Here is an 18,704-nt window from a genome sequence, read left to right on the forward strand (position 1 = left end):
AACATTCACCGCAAGAGAGAAATCACCTTCAATGCCAAAAAAGTTCAGACCACCCAAAACTCCCTTTAAAACTTGGTATTTCGCCATGCGCGCCATCATCGGGGCACATGCATGGTAGTGGACAGGGTTTGATCTGTGTCACATCATGTTTTCTGCAAGTGTCTTAGGATGACGTGACACATACATGCAGATGCAAAGGGAGCGAGATGATGAAAAACAAGGTATTTGCGGCACTTGCCGCGATGGCGCTGGCCACACCCGCCCTTGGGGACGGGTTTTACACTGTCGATGTCGATGCGGAATTCGAGGATGTCGTCTTCAATGTAGAGATGGCCATCACGAATCAAGGCCTGGTGATTGATGACATAAGCTATGTCGGCCAGATGCTGGAGCGCACGAAAGAAGATGTGGGCGGGGGTAAAGACCTGTTCACCGATGCGCGCATCTTTTCTTTCTGTTCGGCCTCACTCTCGCGCGAGGTGATGGAAGCGAAGCTGCGCAACATCCAGTTCTGCCCCTATAACGTCTATGTCTATCAGTCGGCCGAAGACGGGGCACCTGTTGTGGTAGGTTACCGCGAATTCAACGAGCCGACCATGCGCAGCATCAATTACCTGCTGCAACAGATCGTTGCGGAAGCAGCTGGAAACTGATGGATCAGGGCCAGATGCCCGGTCTGGCCCACCATTTTGACACGTTATTGTTACTGGAAGGTTCGGGCAGTCGCGGCTTAGCAGGCGGCCCCCTTGCGTCAATGCCATTCACGATATTTTGGGGGCTAATCCGGCGGGGTATTTCAGGCGTAGACAAGGCATCATCACGAAAGATGTAACCTTGGAGGTATCTATGTTTAGAATGACCCTTAGCGCAGTCGCACTTGCAGGTGCAGTTGCAATCCCGACATTTGCAGTTGCAGACATGCACGAGCAGCCCGGCGATATTGTCGATATCGCAGCTGGCAATGAAACCTTTTCCACACTGGTCGCAGCGGTCACAGCCGCAGGGCTGGTTGACACGCTGAAAGGCGAAGGCCCCTTCACTGTGTTTGCCCCGACAGATGAGGCATTCGCCGCACTGCCAGAAGGCACTGTAGAAGCCCTGTTGGAAGACATTCCGACGCTGACGGCAATCCTGACCTACCATGTCGTGCCCGGAACAGTCATGTCCACCGATCTGGAAGATGGGATGATGGCGGAAACCGTGAATGGCGCATCTGTCACCATCGGTGTGGGTGAAACAGTCACAGTTGACGGTGCCAATGTGATTCAGGCCGATATCGAAGCCAGCAATGGCGTGATCCATGTGATCGACGCAGTGATTCTGCCCGAATAAGCCCTTTCGCCACCGCGCAGCCCCTATTGCGGCCTGTCACAGGGCACATCAGGGGTTGAGACGGAGCGGATAAGTTCAGAACTGGCAGGGCGCATCGCGTTCTGCCAGTTTTTTAATGCCCCCCAATCTGGCGCAACAGACACCACCACACCCCGTCTGAATGCACCATTCCTGCATTGGCCCTTGTCAGCCCCTGCGCAGGCTGCCTTAGTATATGCATGAAACTGACGGGGGCCGGATGTCACAGCAGCACAAACGCATTTGGGGGTGGTGGATGTTTGACTGGGCGAACCAGCCCTATAACATCTTGCTTCTGACCTTCGTCTTTGCGCCCTATTTCACATCCTTTGTGGCACCTGACCCCGTTACCGGACAGGCCATGTGGGGCTGGATGCTGGCCATATCGGGGGTGCTGACGGCACTTTTTGCGCCCATATTGGGCGCGATTGCGGACAGTTCGGGTGCCAAGCGGCGTTGGATATTGCTTTGGTCGGCCATGTATGTTGCAGGTGCTGCCATGCTGTGGTGGGCTGTGCCCGATGCGGACCAGACCACGATTATCCTGATTCTTGTGGCCTTTGCCATTGGCATGGTGGGGCTGGAATACGGCATCGTCTTTACCAATGCTTTGCTGCCAACCCTTGGCACCCGCGAGAACTGGGGCAAAATTTCGGGGACCGGCTGGGCCTTGGGCTATATTGGCGGGTTAATCTCTTTGTTCATCATGCTGCTGCTACTGGCCGAGAATGACAGCGGCGTGACCTTGCTGGGCATCGCCCCGATTCTGGGGCTGGACCCCGATTTGCGCGAAGGCACCCGCGCTGTGGGGCCCTTCACAGCACTTTGGTATATGGTCTTTGTCATTCCCTTTTTTGTCTGGGTCAAAGAACCCGCACGGCCCAAAGCCGCCGCTGGCGCAGTCAAACGCGGGCTGGCAGACCTGAAAGCAACCCTGCGCGCCCTGCCCGCACGGCGCAGCCTGTTTGCCTATCTTGGCTCCTCCATGATCTATCGGGATGCGCTGAATGGCATCTATGCTTTCGGGGGCATCTATGCGGCGGGCGTTCTGGGCTGGTCGATCATACAGATCGGGGTCTTTGGTATTCTGGCGGCGGCAGTGGGTGCCTTGGCCTGCTGGATCGCAGGCAAACTTGATTCGCGCTTTGGCCCCAAACCTGTGATTCTTGCCGCCATTGTGCTGCTGATCGTGGTTTGTACAATTATCGTCGGAACAGATCGCACTATGGTGGTGTTTGCGCCAATCGCGGACGGGTCCAACCTGCCAGACATCATCTTCTACATCTGCGGCGCACTGATCGGCGCGGGTGGGGGCAGTCTGCAAGCCGCCTCGCGCACGATGATGGTGCGGCAGGCCGACCCTGCGCGCATGACCGAGGGGTTTGGCCTTTATGCGCTGTCGGGCAAGGCGCTGTCATTCGTGGCGCCTGCGCTGATCGCATTGGCCACAACCCTGACGGAAAGCCAACGGCTGGGCGTCACACCCTTGATTGGGCTTTTTGTTATCGGGTTGGTCCTGCTACTATGGGTGAAACCCGAAGGAGAGCCAGAATTCCAATGCGTATCCCCCTCTTCGCCCTGATCCTTGCCTTTGCACCCCTGCCCGGTGCTGCGCAATCGCTGGCCAACCAGCTTTTCGGCGGGCATGCCCTGCCTTCGCTGCAACAGCCCCAAGCCATTGGTTCGTATGCCAAGGGCTGCGCGGCAGGGCTGGTGCGCCTGCCGGAAACCGGGCCGACATGGCAGGCCATGCGCCTGTCGCGCAACCGCAATTGGGGGCACCCCGATGCGATTGCCTATGTGCAGGACCTGTCGCGCAAGGCCACGCAAATCGGATGGCGCGGCCTGTATATCGGCGATATCAGCCAGCCGCGCGGCGGGCCGATGACTTCGGGCCATGCCAGCCACCAGATCGGGCTGGATATCGATATCTGGATGCTTCCCCCTGCGCGCCTGAACCTGACACAGGCAGAGCGCGAGTCGATCAGTTCCATCTCGGTGCGCACAGAAGACCAGCGCCGTATCAATTCCAACTGGACAGCCCAACACCGCGAGGTGATGAAGCAAGCCGCCCTTGACCCGCGCGTTGACCGCATTTTCGTGGCCGCAGCGGTAAAAATCGAGATGTGCAGAACCGCGACCCCCGCAGATACACGCTGGCTTCAGAAAATCCGGCCAGCGGTGGGCCATAACTACCATTTCCATGTGCGCCTGAAATGCCCCCGCGGGGACAGCAACTGCGTGACGCAAACCCCCAGCGTGGCAGAGCTGTCGAATGGGGGAAATGGCTGTGACGAGACATTGCAATGGTGGGTCACAGATTTTCTGAACCCGCCAAGACGCGAACGTACCGAACCTGCCGCCCCCCGCAGCAGGCACCCGCGCGAATTCACGATGGCCGATCTTCCCGCCCTGTGCCAGCAGGTTGTGGCCTCAAACTGACAGGGTTGGAGGTGTTCATACTCGCGTAATGTATCGCACCCTCCCAAAAACCCGGCTTCTGGCCTACAAACATTGCCGCGTGAACGCGTGGCAACAAAAGCTTTCAAAGCCGAAGACGGTGCCCTTCATGGCGCAAATGGTTCATGACGCGCAGCAATTCCGCGCTTATGCCCGGCTCTGACAAGGCATGTCCGGCGACAGGCACCATTTCCAGCCGCGACCGGCCCCAAGCGGAATGCAGGTTCCAAGCGGTTTGTGGCGGGCAGATCATGTCATAGCGCCCTTGAACAATCGTGCCCGGCACATCTTGCATGCGCTCAAGCCCGCGCATCAGCGCGCCATCCTCGCCCAGAAAGCACTTATTGGCGAAATAATGGTTTTCCAGCCGCGCAAAGGCGCGGGCATAGTCGCTTGGCGCGTCGCCAACCCCCAAGCCCCGCGTCTCGATCGAGGCGAGAGCATTTTCCCAGCGTGTCCAACTGCGGGCGAATCGGTTTTCTTCGTGTAGATTGCCGCTGAACAACCGTCTGGAATAGGCGGCGATCAGGTCATCATGTTCATCTTCTGGCACGGGGCGGGTGAACTGTGCCCAGATTTCGGGAAAGAAGCGCGCCGCACCCCCACCATAAAACCAGTCCAATTCGGACTGCGTGCCCAGGAATACCCCCCGCAAGATCAGATAGGCAGCGCGGTCCGGGTGCGCTTGGGCATAGGCCAGCGACAATGTCGCGCCCCAACTGCCGCCAAACACCATCCAGCGCGAAATGCCCAGCGTTTCACGAATCAGCTCTATATCCGCAATCAGGTGCTGGGTGGTGTTGGCTGTGACCGACGCCGCAGGCTTGGAGCGCCCGCACCCGCGCTGGTCAAACAGCACCACCCTATAGGTGGCGGGGTCGAAAAACCGCCGCATGGTGGGGCTGCACCCGCCGCCGGGGCCGCCATGCAGAACCACGACCGGAATGCCATTCGGGTGGCCGGATTGTTCCACATAAACGCGGTGACCGTCCCCAACATCCAGAAGGCGCTGGTCGAACGGTTCGCAGATCGGATAAAGCGCCGATCCTGTGGTGTCATGTCCTGCTGACTTGTCCATAGACTGACTATATAGTGAGAAACGCGGGCCTGCCATGGGCATGTCACGAAAAAGCCGGAGGAAGCATGTACACATCCACAATCGACCCCAGCGAAATTGCCAAATTCGAAGCAATGGCCGCTGAATGGTGGGACCCGAACGGGAAATTCAAGCCTCTGCACATGCTCAACCCGTGCCGGCTGGACTATATCACCCGGCAGATCGCCGCAGAATTCGATCGTGACCTGACACAGCCCGCCCCCTTCAAAGGGCTGCGTGTGCTGGATATTGGCTGCGGGGGCGGGTTATTGTCTGAACCCATGGCGCGCTTGGGGGCAACTGTGGTGGGGGCGGATGCCGCTGAAGGCAACCTGCCTGTCGCCCGCTTGCACGCAGCACAACAAGGGCTGGAAATTGACTATCGCCACACCACAGCCGAGGATCTGGCCGAGAGCGGCGCAGAGTTCGATGTGGTGCTGAACATGGAAGTGATCGAGCATGTGGCCGACCCGCTGGCCTATCTGACAGCGTGCCAAAACTTGCTGCGACCGGGCGGGTTGATGATCTGCTCGACCCTGAACCGGACCGCGAAAAGTTTTGCCATGGCGATTGTCGGGGCGGAGTACGTTATGGGCTGGCTGCCCAAAGGCACACATGAATGGGCGAAATTCATCACGCCGGATGAACTGTATGCGCTGATCCGCAATGCAGGGCTGGTCCCTGTGGACCGTAAGGGGTTTGTGTTCGACAAGCTGTCTTGGGGCTGGTCGATTTCCGAACGGGATATGTCGGTGAATTATGTCACAGCTTCGGTCAAGCTGTGACGGTGTATTTGAGTATTTTTGGCAAGAAAATGCAGGCTAGCTATAGGCAATCCCCAACAGGATGACGCCAAGCGCAAGCCGGTAGATTACATAAGGTGTGAAGCTGACCGAGCGCAGAAGTTTCATCATGAAGACCAGCGCCGCCCAAGCCGCGAAGAAGGAAATCACCGCGGCAATGGCGCCGTCGCGCGCGGCTTGCCAGTCGGCAATGCGGACCACGTCAATGCCCAGCAATGCGCCCGAGGCGATGATCGTGGGGATGGACATGAGCATTGACAGTTTCGCTGCATCATGGCGGCCATAGCCCAAGGTCCGCGCGCCAGAGATCACGATACCCGAACGCGAGGTGCCGGGGATAAGCGCGATGGCCTGCCACAGGCCCAGATACAGGGCGTGTTTCATCGTCCAGCCTTCGGCAGTGCGCGTCTGCGGCCCCATACGGTCTGTCAGATACAGGACAATGCCGAAGATGATCATCATCCAGCCGATCACGGCGACACTGCGCAGCAAGTCCATCACGCCCAGAAGTTTGAAGATCAGCCCTAGGATTATCACAGGGATGGTTGCGATGATCAGGCACAGAGCCAGAAACCCGCCACGCGTTTCAATCCGCCCGCGCCCCAGTTCGCGCAGACCGCGCGCGGCAAGGCCGACATCTTGGCGGAAATACCAGCAGACCGCGAACAGCGTGCCGACATGCACCGCCACATCTATGACAAGGCCCTGATCCTCCAGCGAGGTCAGGGCGGGCAGCAAAATCAGATGTCCTGATGAAGATACCGGCAGGAACTCTGTGACGCCCTGAATGACCGCCAGCAGGAACAGATGGAAGAGTGGCATGGGAAACCTCTTTTGATCGCGCATAGCCTAAAGGCATTCTGTCGGAAGTGGAATTCGCAATATAAGTCAGCCATACTGACATATTAAATGCAAATTCTGTGGGGAAAGCCGCGCTTCGCTGCATAATTTCTGAATATAGGTCAGTATTTCTGACTTTTCATGCGCGGGTGCATTGTATAAAAGACAAAAAAATTCTGGAGGATCAGCCATGGCGAAACAGCAAATGCTCCGCTTCGTGAAGGTCGGCAAAGAGATGCCTGAAAAGCGTCCGCCGAATTTGCGGTCGGAAGATTTTAACGAAATCTATGCCGAATACGCGGAAGAAAAAGCTGCCGATCAGGCGGGCCGCTGCAGCCAGTGTGGTGTGCCTTATTGCCAAAGCCATTGCCCGCTGCACAACAACATTCCCGACTGGTTGATGATGACCGCAACTGGCCGGTTGGAAGAAGCCTATGAGCTGAGCCAGGCCACCAACACCTTCCCCGAGATTTGCGGCCGCATCTGCCCGCAAGACCGTTTGTGCGAAGGCAATTGCGTGATTGAACAGGCGGGCCACGGCACCGTAACCATCGGTTCAGTCGAGAAATACATCACCGATACGGCATGGGAAAAAGGCTGGGTCAAGCCGATTGCCCCTGCGTCCGAGCGGGGCGAGTCGGTCGCCGTGATTGGCGCGGGCCCCGGCGGGCTGGCGGCGGCTGATATGCTGCGCCGCGCGGGTATACAGGTGACTGTCTATGACCGCTATGACCGTGCAGGCGGGCTGATGACCTATGGCATTCCCGGCTTCAAACTGGAAAAACCCGTTGTCATGCGCCGGATCGAGCAGTTGGAACAGGGCGGCGTTGAATTTGTCCTGAACTGCACTGTGGGCGAGGATATCACCTTTGACGCCATTCGCGGCAAGCATGATGCCGTGCTGATTGCCACAGGTGTGTATAAATCGCGCGATCTGACAGCACCCAATGCGAATGCCGCAGGCGTGGTCAAGGCGCTGGATTTCCTGACTGCCTCCAACCGCAAAAGCTTTGGCGATGATGTGCCGGAATTTGACAATGGCGATCTGGATGCGCGCGGCAAGCGCGTCGTGGTTATTGGCGGGGGCGATACGGCCATGGATTGCGTGCGCACGGCTGTGCGGCAAGGCGCCACTTCGGTGCGTTGTCTGTACCGGCGCGACCGCGAGAACATGCCCGGCTCGCGCCGCGAGACACAGAATGCCGAAGAAGAAGGTGTGGAATTCGTCTGGCTGTCCGCGCCATCTGGCTTTGTGACCGATGATGCGGGCAATCTGTCTGGCGTGCGCGTGCAGAAAATGCGTCTGGGCCAGCCCGATGCCACAGGCCGCCGCGCGCCCGAGGTGATTGAGGGCGCGGATTACACCGAGGAGTCCGACCTTGCCATCATGGCGCTGGGGTTCGAGCCAGAGGATTTGCCAAGCCTTTGGGGCGTGCCGGAACTGACGGTCACGCGCTGGGGCACGATCAAGGCCAAGTTCAACACGCATGAAACCGACCTGCCCGGTGTGTGGGCTGTGGGCGATATCGTGCGCGGGGCCAGCCTTGTTGTCTGGGCAATCCGCGACGGGCGCGAAGCTGCGGAATCGATCCTGAGCTATCTTTCGGCCCCCGCACGGGTTGCGGCCGAATAATCCTTACTCCTTTGTCAAAGGAAGCTGAAGAATGACGAAATATGATGCAGAATGGGCCGCAAACGAAGACGCGCGCCGCGCCTATATTGCCGAACACGGGTTGTACAAGGCTGAGGATGAGCATTCATCCTGCGGTGTCGGGCTTGTCGTGTCGCTGGATGGCGCGCCATCGCGCAAGGTGGTCGAGAACGGGATCGAGGCGCTGAAAGCAATCTGGCACCGTGGCGCAGTCGATGCGGATGGCAAGACAGGCGACGGCGCGGGCATTCATGTGCAGATTCCGGTGCAGTTTTTCTATGACAAAATCCGCCGCACAGGGCACGAGCCGCGGATGGACCAACTGATCGCCGTGGGGCAGGTGTTCTTGCCGCGCACGGATTTTGCCGCACAAGAACGCTCGCGCACGATTGTGGAAACCGAAGTGTTGCGCATGGGCTATTCGATCTATGGCTGGCGGCATGTGCCGGTGGATGTGACAGTCTTGGGCGAAAAGGCAAATGCCACCCGCCCCGAGATTGAACAGATCCTGATCCGCAATTCCAAGGAAACCGACGAGGATACGTTCGAGCGCGAATTGTATGTCATCCGCCGCCGCATTGAAAAAGCGATCACCGCGGCAGGGATTGCCGGTTTCTACATCTGTTCGCTGTCCTGCCGGTCGATCATTTACAAAGGCATGATGCTGGCCGAACAGGTTGCGGAATTCTACCCCGACCTGAAGGACGAGCGTTTTGAATCGGCCTTTGCAATCTATCACCAGCGTTATTCGACCAACACTTTCCCGCAGTGGTGGTTGGCGCAGCCCTTCCGCATGCTGGCCCATAATGGCGAGATAAACACGCTGAAAGGCAACCTGAACTGGCTGAAAAGCCATGAAATCCGCATGGCTTCTGGTGCTTTTGGCGACATGGCCGAAGACATCAAGCCCATCGTGGCCTCTGGCGCGTCGGACTCTGCTGCGCTGGATTCGGTGTTTGAAGTGTTGGTGCGCGCAGGGCGCAATGCGCCGATGGCGAAAACCATGCTTGTGCCAGAGGCATGGTCAAAGCAGGCGGTCGAGATGCCAACTGCATGGCGCGACATGTATTCCTACTGCAACTCGGTCATGGAGCCATGGGACGGCCCTGCCGCCCTTGCCATGACAGATGGCCGCTGGGTCTGCGCAGGGCTGGACCGCAACGGCCTGCGCCCGATGCGCTATGTCGTCACCGGCGATGGCCTGCTGATCGCAGGGTCCGAGGCGGGCATGGTTGTGGTCGATGAACTGGCCGTGCGCGAGAAAGGCGCACTTGGGCCGGGGCAGATGATTGCCGTCGATATGAAAGAAGGCAAACTGTACCACGACACCGAGATCAAGGATAAACTGGCCACTTCGCAGCCCTTTGGCGCGTGGAATGACAAGATTGTCGATCTGAACGAAAAGCTGCGCGATGTGCCAGAGCTGCGCGGGATGGAACCAGCAGACCTGCGCCGCCGTCAGGTGGCTGCCGGGTTCACGATTGAAGAAATCGAGCAGGTTCTGGCCCCGATGGCCGAAGACGGCAAGGAAATGATCGCCTCTATGGGGGATGATACGCCAGCGGCGGTGCTGTCCAAAGTGTACCGCCCATTGTCGCATTTCTTCCGCCAGAACTTCTCTCAGGTGACCAACCCCGCGATTGACAGCTTGCGCGAATTCCGCGTGATGAGTCTGAATACCCGCTTTGGCAACCTGAAAAACGTGCTGGACGAAGACAGCAGCCAGACTGAAATTCTAGTGCTGGAAAGCCCCTTTGTCGCCAATGGCGAATTTGCCGAAATGGTGCGCGAATTTGGCGATCAGGTCGCGTTTATTGACTGCACCTTCCCTGCCGGCGCGGGGGATGATGCCCTGCGTGGCGGGTTGGAGCGTATTCGGTCCGAGGCAGAAGATGCCGTGCGTTCTGGCGCGGGCCATCTGGTGCTGACGGATGAACACCAGGGCGTGGACAAGGTCGCCATGCCCATGATCCTTGCCACAAGTGCTGTGCATAGCTGGCTGACGCGCAAGGGGCTGCGGACGTTCTGTTCGCTGAATGTGCGCGCGGCAGAATGTATCGACCCGCATTACTTTGCCGTGCTGATCGGCAGCGGGGCAACGACCGTCAACGCCTATCTGGCGCAGGAAACCATTGCCGACCGCATTGACCGGGGTCTGGTCGAAGGCAGCCTGATTGACGCGATGCGCCGCTACCGCGAGGCCGTTAATCTGGGCTTGTTGAAGATCATGTCCAAGATGGGCATTTCTGTCATCTCGTCCTATCGCGGTGGGCTGAACTTCGAGGCCGTGGGCCTAAGCCGTGCGCTGGTGGCCGAGTATTTCCCCGGCATGCCCAGCCGCATTTCCGGCATCGGCCTGCATGGTATCCAGATGAAACTGGAAGAGGTGCATGCAAAGGGCTGGCGCAACGGGCAGGATGTGCTGCCGATTGGCGGCTTCTACAAAGCGCGCCGGTCGGGAGAGAAGCACGCTTGGGAAGCGACCAGCATGCACTTGTTGCAACAGGCGTGCAACCAGTCCAGCTATGCGCTTTGGAAGCAGTATTCTGCTGCGATGCAGGCCAATCCGCCAATCCACCTGCGCGATTTGCTGGACATCAAGCCTTTGGGCAAGTCTATCCCGATTGAAGAGGTCGAAAGCATCACGGCCATTCGCAAGCGGTTCGTGACACCGGGCATGTCGCTTGGGGCGCTGTCGCCCGAAGCGCATATGACGCTGAACATTGCCATGAACCGCATCGGGGCCAAGTCCGATTCGGGCGAAGGGGGCGAAGACCCCGCCCATGCGCACCCGCTGCCCAATGGCGACAACCCTTGCGCCAAGATCAAACAAGTGGCCTCTGGGCGGTTTGGTGTGACGGCCGAATATCTGAACGCCTGTGAAGAGCTGGAAATCAAGGTCGCCCAAGGGGCAAAACCCGGCGAGGGTGGCCAGCTGCCGGGCATGAAAGTCACCAAGCTGATTGCGCGCCTGCGCCATTCAACCCCGGGCGTGACGCTGATTTCACCGCCCCCCCACCATGACATCTACTCGATCGAAGACCTTGCACAGCTGATCTATGACCTGAAGCAGATCAACCCGCGCGTGAAAGTGACGGTCAAACTGGTGGCGCAATCGGGCGTTGGCACGATTGCGGCAGGTGTGGCCAAGGCCAAGGCAGATATCATCCTGATCTCTGGCCACAATGGCGGCACAGGGGCCAGCCCCGGCACCTCGATCAAATATGCAGGCCTGCCATGGGAAATGGGCCTGTCCGAGGCGCATCAGGTCCTTGCCATGAACAAGCTGCGCGAGCGTGTGACGCTGCGCACTGATGGTGGGCTGCGCACAGGGCGTGACATTGTCATGGCCGCAATGATGGGCGCCGAGGAATATGGCATCGGCACTGCGGCCCTGATTGCGATGGGCTGTATCATGGTGCGTCAGTGCCAGTCCAACACCTGCCCTGTGGGTGTCTGCACACAAGACGAAGACCTGCGCGCCAAATTCACTGGCAATGCAGATAAGGTTGTGAACCTGATCACCTTCTATGCGCAGGAAGTGCGGGAAATTCTGGCCAGCATCGGCGCACGGTCGATGGATGAGGTGATTGGCCGCGCCGATCTGCTGGCGCAGGTCAGCCGTGGTGCGGCGCATCTGGATGATTTGGACCTGAACCCGCTGTTGCTGACAGTGGATGGGGCAGAGAATATCCGCTATGACCGCAACAAACCGCGCAATGCGGTGCCCGACACGCTGGATGCCGAAATCATCCGCGATGCCGCGCGCTTCTTTGAAGATGGCGAGAAGATGCAACTGTCCTACGCGGTGGAAAACACCCACCGCACTGTTGGCACGCGCGCATCCAGCCATATCGTCAAGCGGTTCGGCATGCGCAACAGCTTGCAGCCCGATCACCTGACAGTGAAACTGGCGGGCAGTGCAGGGCAGTCATTGGGCGCTTTCGCAGCACCGGGTTTGAAGATCGAAGTGTTTGGCGATGCCAATGACTATGTTGGCAAGGGTCTGTCCGGCGGCCTGATCGTGGTGCGCCCGCGCATGTCTTCGCCATTGATCGCGCGCGAGAATACGATCATTGGCAATACCGTGCTGTATGGGGCGACCAATGGTCATCTGTTCGCCGCAGGTCGCGCGGGCGAGCGGTTTGCCGTGCGCAATTCGGGCGCGAAAGTGGTGATCGAGGGGTGTGGCTCTAACGGGTGTGAATACATGACCGGCGGGGTTGCGGTGATCCTTGGGTCCATCGGGGCCAATTTCGGCGCGGGGATGACAGGCGGCATGGCCTATCTGTACGACCCCGAAGGACTGGCTGCGCCCTTGATCAACATGGAATCGCTGGTCACCTGTGCTGTCACCGTCCCGCATTGGGAAGATGAGCTGAAATCGCTGATAGAGATGCATGCCCGCGAAACCGAATCGCAGCATGCGCTTGAAATCCTGCGCAACTGGGACAGCGAAAAGGGCCATTTCCTGCAAGTATGCCCCAAGGAAATGCTGATTCACCTGCCACACCCGATCAGCTATGAGGCCGAGGCCGTGCCTGCCGAATAAGGGCGCGCGTCGATAGACCGAAAAAAGGCGCGAAGCAGATGCTTCGCGCCTTTTCTTATGCGGTTCTGAACCGCTTACAGCGCTATCAGGTTCATTAGATAGAACAGCATAGCCGACAAAAGGGCCGCAGTGGGCACAGTCACCACCCAAGCCGCAAGGATTGTGACGAAATGCGCGCGGCGCACCACCTTCTTGCGCTTGCGCACCTCGATGGGGCTGGTGGTATCTACGCGTTTCTCTTTCAAAACACGCTCATGGTACCATTCACGGAAAAAGCCCACGCCGAAAATTGCGCCAATGGCGATATGGGTGGAACTGACCGGCAGGCCAAGCCATGACGCGAAAATAACCGTAATCGCCGCTGCCAGCGCCACGCAATAGGCGCGCATGGCGTTCAGGCGCGTAATCTCGCTGCCCACAATATTGATCAGCTTTGGCCCGAACAGCAACAGTCCGATGGACAGGCCGATCCCGCCAATCAGCATCACCCATAGCGGAATGCCAACCGCATCGGACGCGCCACCATTCTGCACCGCATGAACGATTGCGGCAACTGGCCCAATCGCGTTGGCGACATCATTCGCGCCATGCGCAAAAGACAGCAGCGCCGCAGAGAAGATCAGCGGAATATTGAACAGGATTTTCAGCGATTTCTTGCGATTCTCCATCCCCTCGCTTTGGCGGCGGATGACGGGGCGCATGGCGAAGGTCAGCGCAAGCCCCACGCCAAGCCCGATCAGAATAGCCGTGCTGAAGGGGATTTTGATGATCTTGTCCAGACCCTTGAGCGACAGATATGTGGCGAAACACCCGCCCATGATGCCAATCAGAATGGGCACCCAGTAGCGGGCAGCCTCGATCATATTGGGGCGGTAGATGATGCGTGATTTGATGATCGCAAGGAAGATGGCTGCAAACAGCCCGCCCAGCAGGGGCGAAATGACCCAGCTTGCCGCGATTCGCCCCATCATGGGCCAGTTCACGGCGGCAAAGCCCGCCGCGGCAATGCCTGCGCCCATGACGCCGCCGACGATGGAATGCGTGGTCGAAACTGGCGCGCCAACCCATGTGGCCAGATTGATCCACAGCGCACCGGCCAGAAGGGCGGCCATCATCGCCCAGATGAAGACCTGCGTTTCAGCCACCGATTCGGGCGCGATGATTCCGCGCGACACTGTGCCGACAACATCGCCGCCGGCAATCAACGCGCCTGCGGTTTCGCAAAGTGCAGCCACAATCAGCGCGGTGCCAATCGTCAGCGCGCGCGCACCAACTGCTGGCCCCATATTATTGGCGACATCATTCGCGCCGATATTGATCGCCATATAGGCGCCAATAATCGCAGCGGCTATAACCACCAGACCCAGCGGCTCGAACCCGATAAAGGCCGCGACTGCCAGCCCCGTGATCGCCATGAAGGCAAGTGCAAGCCCGGGTGCAACCAGCGGGCGCGACGTATAGGCGACCGCCTGTTCCATTGCGGAAATGCGGTCGAGATCCTTGTTCAGCGTCTTCCAGGATTTTTCTTCAATATTTGACACGCGGTGGCACTCTCTGTCATCAAACTGTCACACAGGGCAGTATCAGAGGTGCCAGAACGCGACAATGACCTTGATTACGTCTGACCGGATTGTTGATCCAGCCGTTGCAGAAGGGCTTTCAATTCGGGCGGGGTCACCACATTGGCTGCATCTGCCAGCGAAAACCATTTGCGGGTGCGCTTTTTGGCTTCGGGATAAGTGTCGCTCAACTCGGATACATCCAGCCTGTAGATCAGGGGGCGGCATTGCACGGGCAAGCCACTTTTCTTGATCTTGGTATAGGTGAATGCGCCAATCGGGTCTTGGCTGATGGTTCCCCTGACGCCTGCTTCTTCCCACGCCTCGATCGCGGCGGTCTGGTTCAGGGCCTTGTTGCGCATGGGCCAGCCTTTGGGGGTGATCCAGTGTTCGCGCCGCAATGTCTGGACCAGCAGCACCTCTGGCCCGTCAGGGCCATCGCGCAGGCACAGGGCAGCCGCCTGCACAAAGGCAGGGCGGATAAATTCCAGCACGTTGTTCAGCATTTCATGCGGCATCGACCGGACATTCATCTGCTCTGTTCCCCTGTTCAACCCGCGTGACATGGTTTTGTTACGGTTTCGTGGCGCATTCGGTCAGTCTTGGCCCGGTGGCGTGCGCATAGACTTTATTTCGGCGCGGTGGGCCTTGGATTCAAGGCGGCGTCTTTTGCTGGCCAGTGTGGGCCGTGTCGGAATGCGCGGTTTCGGACGCTCCAGCGCAGTGCGGATCAACTCTGTCAGGCGAGCGCGCGCAATTTCGCGGTTGCGCGCCTGAGAGCGCGTTTCCTCCACCCGCAGCACCAAAGCGCCATCTTGTGTCCAGCGCCGCCCTGCCAGCCGTTTCAACCGCGCCTTGACAGGGTCTGGCAGGTTAGGGCTGCGCTCTGCCTCGAAGCGCAGCTCGACCGCTGTGGACACTTTGTTCACATTCTGCCCCCCCGGCCCCGAGGCGCGCGAGAAACTTTCGGTCATTTCCCAATCTTGCAAGATGATCTGGTCGTTGATGCGCATGGCCTGCATCCGAATCGGTGAATCGAAAGGGCCGCCTTAAAAACAGGCGGCCCTAAGCGAGCTTCAGGAGATGGAGCCAATTAGAGCATCGGCCCAATCAGAAGGATGTCCCCTTCGGGACTGCCGTCAGGACACGCCCCCTCTGACTGTCTTTGCACCTCTCTCCAACATCACTCTAGACACTGGACCACCTCCTTTCATTGAATTTCTGATAGGTTGATGGTGGCACATATTTTGTGTTTGTCAAAAGAAATTATGCGACAGGTTGCGTTAATTTCCGCACGATGAGTCGGAACGGCACCAAGGCCAGCAGCGCAAGCGCCAGCTTCACACCCCAATCTGCCACGGCAAGACTGACCCAAAGCGGCATTTCAGGGCCAAAACCCAGCATTGGCAGGACTTCGCCCGCCCAGGACACATCATTGGCAGGTTCAATGAAAACCAGCGTGGCCGAAAAGGCGATGCTGAAAAATAAGGCAGTGTCGAGCGTGGAGCCGATGAGGGTCGAGGCAAGCGGCGCGCGCCACCATGCGCCGCCGTGCTTATCCTCGCGCAGGCGATCAAAGATTGCCACATCGACAAGCTGCGCGGTCAGAAAGGCGATGCCAGAGCCAAGCGCGATGCGCAACGTGACCAGAGGGCCGAATTCTCCCATGATCTGCGTGCCGATCAGCGAACAGGCAACCCCCACCGCAAAACCAACCCAGACCACGCGGCGCGCGGCCTGTGGGCCATAGACGCGGTTCATGACGTCATTGACCAGAAAGGCCAGCGGATAGGTAAAGGCCCCCCAGGTGAGCCAGTTTCCGAACAGGAATTGAACAAGGATGTTTGAAGCGACAACAATGGCCGCCATGGCAAGGATGCCGGGCAGATGGCTGCGGGTCATAAGGCTGGTCCGTTTTGACAAGGTGGCGGAAACTTGGGTCTGGAAGACCGGCAGTGCTTAATCCGGTTTGGCCGATCAGGCAAGACGCGAAACACCGCGCGGCGTGGTGCCGGACTTGATCCGGCACCTCTGGTCCAGCCAAGAGGCCCCGGCGCAAGGCCGGGGCTGCCGCGCGCCCTCGTTACTGTAGGATACGCCCGTCCAGCGTAGGGGCGAAGGGTTCGTTCTCGGAAAGATAGCGCGCCAGAACCTCGGCCAGATCAATGGCCGTGTCATACCCGTTCGTGCCGCCGTCGCGCAGCATGGCGTAACCATCGCCGCCACCTGCCATGAAATTGTTGGTAACAAGTCCATAGGTCTGTGTTGGGTCCAGCGCGTCCCACCCGTCGCTGCCCATCACTTCCACTTCCGAGACGCGCCCTGCATTTGGCGCGACCGTCAGATCAAGCCTGAACCGGAGACCCGCCACTTGCGGGAAGCGGCCCGCCCCCTCTTCCACGTCATTCACCCCATGTTCCAGCGCGGCCAGCAATGTCTCGCCCGAGACCTCCAGCGTATAGAGTGTGTTCTGGAAGGGCAGAACAGTCAGCACATCTCCCAATGTCGCGGTGCCCGCCCCCATCGAGGCGCGAAGCCCGCCGCCATTTGTCAGCGCAACGCGAATCCCCTGATGTGCCACTTCGGCCAGCATGGCATCGGTGACTGTGTTGCCCATTTCACATTCGCCCGCGCGACAGGTCTCGCGGCTGCCGTCGATATCGGCCGACAGCTCGGCGACCGGGCGTCTGGTCAGTTCCTCGATCGGGGCGCGCAGGGGCGCGATCAGGGCCTCGATATCTTCGGCGGGCGCATAGGCCGCATCCAGCAAGACAGTGTCCCCGCTGGCGGCAATGACGGCACCATCATCGCCAAATTCCAGTGTCAGATCCCCCATATAGCGCGAGAAGGCATAGGCCTGCACAATCGGCACAGCCCGGCCAGAGGGGCTTTCGACAAGGGTCGCATATGCGACCGCATCTTCTGCAGTGTTCGACATCAGCGTATGGCTATGCCCTCCGATAATGGCGGAAATGCCATCGACCTCGGCGGCGATCTGCTGGTCGCGGCCAAAGCCCACATGGCTGAGCACGAGAATCTTGCTTACGCCGCGCCCCTGCAAAGCGGCCACGCCTTCGCGCAGATGCTCGATCTCATCCTGAAAGGTGACATCCTCGCCGGGTGAGGACAAAAAGACAGTGTCAGGCGTGGTGACCCCCAGAATGCCGATCTGCGCGCCATCACGTTCCAGCACCAGATGGGGCGAGATGCGCCCTGCAAGCGGCGAGCCGTCTTTGACCTGAATATTGCCGGACACAAAGGGAAAATCTGCCTCGTCTATCATCCGCGCAAGGCTTTCTGGGCCGCGGTTGAACTCGTGGTTGCCAATGCCCATCGCGTCAAATCCGATGGCATTCATCATCTGCACTTCGGCGCGTCCGCCATATGTCGTGTAATACAATGTGCCTTGCGACTGATCGCCTGCATCCAGCGTCAGAACGGAGCGTCCCTGTTGCTCATGTGCGGCGCGGTGCTGGCGGATGGCAGTTGCCAGCCGGGCAGAGCCGCCGAAACAGGTATTCTCTGCGGAATCAGAGGGCGAGCAGTTGGTGTTGAAGCGGCTGATCTCATCCACGCGGCTGTGCATGTCGTTGATATGCAGCACAGCCAGCGAAAAGCCGGTTCCAGCCTTGGCCGTGCTGAGCGAGAAGCGCCCCGCGCCAGCCATGGCAAGGCTGGCTCCGGCCACTGTCAGAAAGCCACGGCGGCTGAGTGTTGTCGTGTTCTTGTGAATTGCCATTGCGCTGGCCCTCCGGTCTTATGATTGAAAAGTGGTTTCTGAATTATGACGGTGTCACTGTGGTGCGACATCACAATGACAATGTGCCACGCAATGGTTACGCCGAAGCCGCTGCAACGCAAGATTTTTCCGCCGCTATGCCCGGTTTGATGCCAACTGACGCATGGTTTCCCCTGTCGTGGCGGCTTGCGCATGGGACACAGCTTTACAGGGGGGCCTGGCTGCCAGCATCATTTCATGTGCAAAGCCGCGCAGCGTCAGGTGAGCTTGGCTTCATACTGACCATATTTGCGGAAGCACATGGCGTTGCGCTTGGCCTGCCCAAAGCGCCGCCGGTTTGGGTCATAGACCAATTCTGGCAGATAGATGCGACCCGGCAATGCGCGGCGGCGCTGTGCCTCTGATCTTCGCATTTGGGGGCTTTGTCCCCATGCCCCAAGCCGCCATCAAAGACCTTACGTCGGACGTCGCAGATGAGGCATGTTGAACGCCTGCCATGACACAACAAAGGGTGCTCTTGCCGCCGCAAGACCGTACCTGCCAAAGCGCGGCGGTTAGCACAGGGGTTGCAATCTCGACTATGAGTGTCGCCATATTTTCCAGACCTATGTCGGTTTCGCTTGATATCTGCACGCAACTGTTTTAAGCGACCTC

15 protein-coding genes are annotated in these 18,704 nt (G+C 58.9%); 7 read left to right on the plus strand and 8 right to left on the minus strand.

Annotated elements, in window-relative coordinates; all coding sequences use genetic code 11:
• Nucleotides 1–209: 209 nt before the first annotated feature.
• The 4 genes from BG455_RS00005 (at nucleotide 210) to mepA (ending at nucleotide 3,792) form a co-directional block, all read left to right on the plus strand.
• Nucleotides 210–653, plus strand: a complete 444-nt coding sequence (locus tag BG455_RS00005; protein ID WP_071468181.1) for a DUF302 domain-containing protein — start codon at nucleotides 210–212, stop codon at nucleotides 651–653.
• 193 nt (nucleotides 654–846) lie between these two features.
• Nucleotides 847–1,332 (plus strand): fasciclin domain-containing protein, encoded by a 486-nt coding sequence (locus BG455_RS00010; RefSeq protein ID WP_071467905.1) that lies wholly within the window; start codon nucleotides 847–849, stop codon nucleotides 1,330–1,332.
• 238 nt (nucleotides 1,333–1,570) lie between these two features.
• Nucleotides 1,571–2,932 carry an MFS transporter gene (locus BG455_RS00015; protein ID WP_071468182.1) on the plus strand — a complete coding sequence of 454 codons (1,362 nt, stop codon included), beginning with the start codon at nucleotides 1,571–1,573 and terminating at the stop codon, nucleotides 2,930–2,932.
• Nucleotides 2,908–3,792, plus strand: coding sequence for a penicillin-insensitive murein endopeptidase (gene mepA / locus BG455_RS00020; RefSeq protein WP_071467906.1), 885 nt, complete (start codon nucleotides 2,908–2,910; stop codon nucleotides 3,790–3,792). Before BG455_RS00015 ends, mepA begins: the two co-directional genes overlap by 25 nt.
• 103 nt (nucleotides 3,793–3,895) lie before the next feature.
• Here the strand turns inward: mepA and pip are convergent, their stop codons facing one another.
• The gene (gene pip / locus BG455_RS00025) at nucleotides 3,896–4,888 is read right to left on the minus strand and encodes a prolyl aminopeptidase (RefSeq protein WP_071467907.1); all 993 of its coding nucleotides are present in this window, start codon (nucleotides 4,886–4,888) and stop codon (nucleotides 3,896–3,898) included.
• Nucleotides 4,889–4,953: 65 nt separating this feature from the next.
• Here pip and ubiG point away from each other — a divergent pair, with 65 nt between their 5' ends.
• On the plus strand, nucleotides 4,954–5,691 hold the full coding sequence (gene ubiG / locus BG455_RS00030; protein WP_071467908.1) for a bifunctional 2-polyprenyl-6-hydroxyphenol methylase/3-demethylubiquinol 3-O-methyltransferase UbiG: 738 nt from the start codon (nucleotides 4,954–4,956) through the stop codon (nucleotides 5,689–5,691).
• A 36-nt stretch (nucleotides 5,692–5,727) separates the two neighbouring features.
• On the opposite strand, the gene BG455_RS00035 is transcribed toward ubiG, so the two are convergent.
• Nucleotides 5,728–6,531: an undecaprenyl-diphosphate phosphatase gene (locus tag BG455_RS00035; protein WP_071467909.1), complete on the minus strand. Its 804-nt coding sequence runs from the start codon at nucleotides 6,529–6,531 to the stop codon at nucleotides 5,728–5,730.
• A 208-nt stretch (nucleotides 6,532–6,739) separates the two neighbouring features.
• Here BG455_RS00035 and BG455_RS00040 point away from each other — a divergent pair, with 208 nt between their 5' ends.
• Both BG455_RS00040 and gltB read left to right on the plus strand, forming a co-directional pair.
• Nucleotides 6,740–8,182: an NAD(P)-dependent oxidoreductase gene (locus BG455_RS00040; protein WP_071467910.1), complete on the plus strand. Its 1,443-nt coding sequence runs from the start codon at nucleotides 6,740–6,742 to the stop codon at nucleotides 8,180–8,182.
• A 31-nt stretch (nucleotides 8,183–8,213) separates the two neighbouring features.
• Nucleotides 8,214–12,752: a glutamate synthase large subunit gene (gene gltB, locus BG455_RS00045; RefSeq protein ID WP_071467911.1), complete on the plus strand. Its 4,539-nt coding sequence runs from the start codon at nucleotides 8,214–8,216 to the stop codon at nucleotides 12,750–12,752.
• A gap of 74 nt (nucleotides 12,753–12,826) precedes the next feature.
• On the opposite strand, the gene BG455_RS00050 is transcribed toward gltB, so the two are convergent.
• The 6 genes from BG455_RS00050 to BG455_RS17220 all read right to left on the minus strand — a co-directional run bounded on the left by BG455_RS00050 (nucleotide 12,827) and on the right by BG455_RS17220 (nucleotide 18,463).
• A complete protein-coding gene (locus tag BG455_RS00050; RefSeq protein WP_425438707.1) occupies nucleotides 12,827–14,230 on the minus strand; it encodes an inorganic phosphate transporter in 1,404 nt (467 codons plus the stop codon).
• Between the two features lie 137 nt (nucleotides 14,231–14,367).
• Nucleotides 14,368–14,877, minus strand: a complete 510-nt coding sequence (locus tag BG455_RS00055) for an NUDIX hydrolase (RefSeq protein WP_245735425.1) — start codon at nucleotides 14,875–14,877, stop codon at nucleotides 14,368–14,370.
• 30 nt (nucleotides 14,878–14,907) lie between these two features.
• Nucleotides 14,908–15,324 (minus strand): alternative ribosome rescue aminoacyl-tRNA hydrolase ArfB, encoded by a 417-nt coding sequence (gene arfB / locus BG455_RS00060; protein ID WP_071468184.1) that lies wholly within the window; start codon nucleotides 15,322–15,324, stop codon nucleotides 14,908–14,910.
• Nucleotides 15,325–15,577: 253 nt separating this feature from the next.
• A complete protein-coding gene (locus BG455_RS00065; RefSeq protein WP_071467913.1) occupies nucleotides 15,578–16,213 on the minus strand; it encodes a queuosine precursor transporter in 636 nt (211 codons plus the stop codon).
• 181 nt (nucleotides 16,214–16,394) lie between these two features.
• Entirely contained in the window at nucleotides 16,395–18,050 is a 1,656-nt protein-coding gene (locus tag BG455_RS00070) for a bifunctional metallophosphatase/5'-nucleotidase (RefSeq protein WP_211307066.1), read from the minus strand.
• Nucleotides 18,051–18,307: 257 nt separating this feature from the next.
• A complete protein-coding gene (locus BG455_RS17220; protein ID WP_170124767.1) occupies nucleotides 18,308–18,463 on the minus strand; it encodes a hypothetical protein in 156 nt (51 codons plus the stop codon).
• Between the last annotated feature and the right edge of the window lie 241 nt (nucleotides 18,464–18,704).

The organism is Roseinatronobacter thiooxidans, from assembly GCF_001870675.1.
In the GTDB taxonomy this organism is placed as follows: domain Bacteria; phylum Pseudomonadota; class Alphaproteobacteria; order Rhodobacterales; family Rhodobacteraceae; genus Roseinatronobacter; species Roseinatronobacter thiooxidans.

Bases quoted from the DNA above. Each gene is read 5' to 3' on its own strand.
- BG455_RS00035 (WP_071467909.1), bottom strand. From the start codon at position 6,531: ATGCCACTCTTCCATCTGTTCCTGCTGGCGGTCATTCAGGGCGTCACA.
- gltB (WP_071467911.1), top strand. From the start codon at position 8,214: ATGACGAAATATGATGCAGAATGGGCCGCAAACGAAGACGCGCGCCGC.
- arfB (WP_071468184.1), bottom strand. From the start codon at position 15,324: ATGCGCATCAACGACCAGATCATCTTGCAAGATTGGGAAATGACCGAA.
- BG455_RS17220 (WP_170124767.1), bottom strand. From the start codon at position 18,463: ATGCGAAGATCAGAGGCACAGCGCCGCCGCGCATTGCCGGGTCGCATC.
- BG455_RS00040 (WP_071467910.1), top strand. From the start codon at position 6,740: ATGGCGAAACAGCAAATGCTCCGCTTCGTGAAGGTCGGCAAAGAGATG.
- BG455_RS00070 (WP_211307066.1), bottom strand. From the start codon at position 18,050: ATGGCAATTCACAAGAACACGACAACACTCAGCCGCCGTGGCTTTCTG.
- BG455_RS00065 (WP_071467913.1), bottom strand. From the start codon at position 16,213: ATGACCCGCAGCCATCTGCCCGGCATCCTTGCCATGGCGGCCATTGTT.
- mepA (WP_071467906.1), top strand. From the start codon at position 2,908: ATGCGTATCCCCCTCTTCGCCCTGATCCTTGCCTTTGCACCCCTGCCC.
- ubiG (WP_071467908.1), top strand. From the start codon at position 4,954: ATGTACACATCCACAATCGACCCCAGCGAAATTGCCAAATTCGAAGCA.
- pip (WP_071467907.1), bottom strand. From the start codon at position 4,888: ATGGACAAGTCAGCAGGACATGACACCACAGGATCGGCGCTTTATCCG.
- BG455_RS00005 (WP_071468181.1), top strand. From the start codon at position 210: ATGAAAAACAAGGTATTTGCGGCACTTGCCGCGATGGCGCTGGCCACA.
- BG455_RS00015 (WP_071468182.1), top strand. From the start codon at position 1,571: ATGTCACAGCAGCACAAACGCATTTGGGGGTGGTGGATGTTTGACTGG.
- BG455_RS00010 (WP_071467905.1), top strand. From the start codon at position 847: ATGTTTAGAATGACCCTTAGCGCAGTCGCACTTGCAGGTGCAGTTGCA.
- BG455_RS00050 (WP_425438707.1), bottom strand. From the start codon at position 14,230: ATGGAACAGGCGGTCGCCTATACGTCGCGCCCGCTGGTTGCACCCGGG.
- BG455_RS00055 (WP_245735425.1), bottom strand. From the start codon at position 14,877: ATGTCACGCGGGTTGAACAGGGGAACAGAGCAGATGAATGTCCGGTCG.